This window comes from Vibrio sp. 10N.261.52.A1 (genome assembly GCF_002876325.1).
Classification (GTDB): domain Bacteria; phylum Pseudomonadota; class Gammaproteobacteria; order Enterobacterales; family Vibrionaceae; genus Vibrio; species Vibrio chagasii.
This window is the reverse complement of the sequence record NZ_MCYD01000798.1, coordinates 1-2926: the sequence shown is the minus strand read 5'-3', so window position 1 is coordinate 2926 and position 2926 is coordinate 1. Positions and strand designations below refer to the sequence as shown.

The following is a 2926-nucleotide window of genomic DNA, read 5'->3' as shown; positions in this document are numbered from 1 at the left end:
ATTAGTGGTTCATGGAGAGGTAGAAAGCTGCCCGTTCATGATTTAGAAGGCTTACGCCCAACCATTGACCGAGTAAAAGAAACACTCTTTAACTGGGTCGCACAAGATATCCCAAATTCGACCTGCTTAGATGTATTTGCAGGTTCTGGTGGTTTAGGTTTTGAAGCAGCTTCTCGCCAAGCAAAAATGGTGACACTGCTCGAAATGAATCAAAAGGCCGCTAAGCAGCTTTCTGATAATGCTAAAGAGCTCAAAGCAGACAACATCAATGTGGTAAATACTGATGCTATCTCTTTCCTCAAAAAGCCAGGAACACCTTACGATGTGGTATTCCTTGATCCACCATTTCGTAAAGGCTTGCTAGCAGAGACGGTACAGCTACTTGAGAGCAATGGCTGGCTTGCGGACGACGCGATTATTTACGTCGAAACAGAGAAAGAACTCAAGCTAGAAGCGATGCCAGAAAACTGGGAGCTGCACCGCGATAAGACAACTGGCCAGTCGAGCTACCGACTGTTCAACCGAATCACTGAAGAATAGGAATGATTGAATGAATATCTTGCTTCCATTAGCCAAAGCCGCTATCGCCTTTGTATGGTTTGTGTTGATCGTCAACATTTTCCATCCGTTCCCTGGTAATGCCGCAATTGCGCTTTACATCATGACAGCGTTCTTGTTCTTTATGCACGGCTTACAGATGCTGATCTTTATCGGTGCCTTCGGCGATAAAATCGAAATGACGCGTTGGGAAAAATGGTCCATTCTGATTTTTGGAATCTTCGCCCTACTCGATATCCGTCGTAAGTACATGATGTAATCGAAAGCTGTTACCAAGCAACAGATACCAAAACGCCGCTCAGTTGAGCGGCGTTTTTTATTGAATAATGATAACGCTACTAAGACATGTAACCCTTCACACCGTCTAAGAACATTTGAGTCGACAGCATAACAAGTAACAAACCCATCAGGCGCTCGATCGCTTTCAGCCCTCTTTCACCTAATACACGCAAGAAGAAACCATTAAACATCAAAATGAAGAAGGTAGCGCCCCACGCCAGCATTACAGCGGCTGAAAGCTCAAGCATGTTGTCTGGATGTTGTGTCGCAAGAAGAATCAATGCGGCAATAACAGACGGACCAGCAATCATTGGGATCGCCATCGGCACGATAAACGGCTCTTCACCTGCAGCAAGCCCTGTAATACTGCCTGCGCTCGGGAAAATCATCTTAATCGCGATGATAAATAGAATGATACCGCCAGAGATGCTCAAGGTTTCAGGCTGTACGTGTAGGAAGTTCATGATGCTTTGACCCGCAAACAAGAACAGGAGCAAGATAACCAGTGCGAACATCAGCTCACGAATCAGAACAATACGGCGACGCTTCGGATCAATATGCTTAAGGATAGAGAGCACGATTGGCAGATTGCCAAGCGGGTCCATGATAAGAAACAGCATGGTTGCTGCAGATAAGATTTCCATAAGTTTGTCTCGAAACGCGAAGGTGCGCGGAGTATAGCAGCCTCAACATTGATTTTCGAACGCAGTCATCAGCAGACTAACTTATGTCATTGCAACACGTTAACGAGAACAAACAGGTAAGAATAGACAGAGCGGATACCACAAATGCATCCACTCTCAAATCACTCAAGATTAGTGATTACACACACGCTCGCGATTCGTGCACAGCTTGTCATCGACAAGCACGACCTTTTCCATCTTCAGGAAAAACTTCAGCAAGCCATCCAGATCGAGACCATTAAACTTACAAGTATGGAAACGAGCTTCAGTGCCATACATCTGAGCCAGTTCTTGTGTCAGCTCTTCTCGAGTCAGAGGCTTTTCACTGAGTAGGTTTAAAACGTTGTGTGCGTGAATTTCGGTAGTCATAACTCAATCTCATGTTTAATGAATTACACGTAGAGTACCGAGTTTGAGTGAAGCTGCCTTGATATAGCTCAGGCTTGGAGACGCTCTACCCTAAATGGTCAGAGAGGCGACGATAAGCGCATGGGCGAGAAAGTAGCTGCCCGTTACCCAGAAGTAAGCACTTTTGATTGGGCTGCGGTAACAGTTAAGTGCATAAGCCAGTGCCGAGAGCAGCAATACGCTACAACCTGCAAATCCAACCGCGTGCGATAACTTAGGGTCAAGCAACCAAACCTCACCAGAAGCCCAAGTTAACTGAATAAGCACAATCCCCATAATCACAACAGGAAAAACAAGTTTATCTAAACGTGGTAGCAGCAAGAAGAAAGCCACAACACAAGCAGCTAAGAGTAAGGCGAACAACCACCAGACCATTTCTCCAGACAACTGCAACCAAAAGGCTTTGCTATAGCAGAGTTGAGCTAGCAAAAAGCAAACAAAATATAGGGGACGTTTTTGAGTGAGGGTGTGAAATACATCTGCGATCGCCGAGATCGCCAGGCCAGCAACGACCCAATACGTATAGTCAGCAACAACAGACTGAGTTAAAGCAATGATCGCTAATAATACAAAGGTAAATACCTTATACGATAAGGCCTGACCGATATGTCCTTGTTTCGTCCCTGCTACTGCTCCGATACCAGATAAGGAAACCGCTAACCAACTCCACATACCACTTGCCCTATTGCTTTAAATCGTCGCCAGTCTAGGCACACGAATATTGATGTAAAGCCTCAGCCCCTCAAAATTGGATCTTGATTACGCTTCCACTAAAAAGAACACCTTTAGATTGAAGTCATCGCAATTAACGATTCGAGAATGGTGATTCGTTTAAAACTGAAGCAAATCATTATAAAACCCTCTTAAACTTCGCTTAGAGAAGCCAGATCCTATTTTCACCTAGTTATTCTCTTAAGACTTCCTTCTTCGCCCCTAAAAAACGCCCATTATCGACTTTAAAAAGTAAAATAAGAAACAGACAAGTCATTTATTAACAG

5 protein-coding genes are annotated in these 2926 nt (G+C 44.5%); 2 read left to right on the top strand and 3 right to left on the bottom strand.

The annotated features are described in order from the left end of the window. Window positions 1–540: 16S rRNA (guanine(966)-N(2))-methyltransferase RsmD (gene rsmD / locus BCT81_RS16710; RefSeq protein ID WP_102425172.1), on the top strand; the 540-nt coding region annotated here is incomplete at its 5' end. 10 nt (window positions 541–550) lie between these two features. After that, complete coding sequence (locus BCT81_RS16705; RefSeq protein WP_004740523.1) at window positions 551–817, top strand: DUF1145 domain-containing protein; 267 nt, start codon at window positions 551–553, stop codon at window positions 815–817. A 79-nt stretch (window positions 818–896) separates the two neighbouring features. Here the strand turns inward: BCT81_RS16705 and BCT81_RS16700 are convergent, their stop codons facing one another. The 3 genes from BCT81_RS16700 to BCT81_RS16690 form a co-directional block, all read right to left on the bottom strand. Beyond that, entirely contained in the window at window positions 897–1481 is a 585-nt protein-coding gene (locus tag BCT81_RS16700; protein WP_061034238.1) for a YhgN family NAAT transporter, read from the bottom strand. 171 nt (window positions 1482–1652) lie between these two features. Beyond that, window positions 1653–1889: a YecH family metal-binding protein gene (locus BCT81_RS16695; protein WP_102425171.1), complete on the bottom strand. Its 237-nt coding sequence runs from the start codon at window positions 1887–1889 to the stop codon at window positions 1653–1655. 90 nt (window positions 1890–1979) lie between these two features. Further along, complete coding sequence (locus tag BCT81_RS16690; RefSeq protein ID WP_061034239.1) at window positions 1980–2600, bottom strand: lysoplasmalogenase; 621 nt, start codon at window positions 2598–2600, stop codon at window positions 1980–1982. Between the last annotated feature and the right edge of the window lie 326 nt (window positions 2601–2926).

Bases quoted from the DNA above. Each gene is read 5' to 3' on its own strand.
- BCT81_RS16705 (WP_004740523.1), top strand. From the start codon at position 551: ATGAATATCTTGCTTCCATTAGCCAAAGCCGCTATCGCCTTTGTATGG.
- BCT81_RS16700 (WP_061034238.1), bottom strand. From the start codon at position 1,481: ATGGAAATCTTATCTGCAGCAACCATGCTGTTTCTTATCATGGACCCG.
- BCT81_RS16695 (WP_102425171.1), bottom strand. From the start codon at position 1,889: ATGACTACCGAAATTCACGCACACAACGTTTTAAACCTACTCAGTGAA.
- BCT81_RS16690 (WP_061034239.1), bottom strand. From the start codon at position 2,600: ATGTGGAGTTGGTTAGCGGTTTCCTTATCTGGTATCGGAGCAGTAGCA.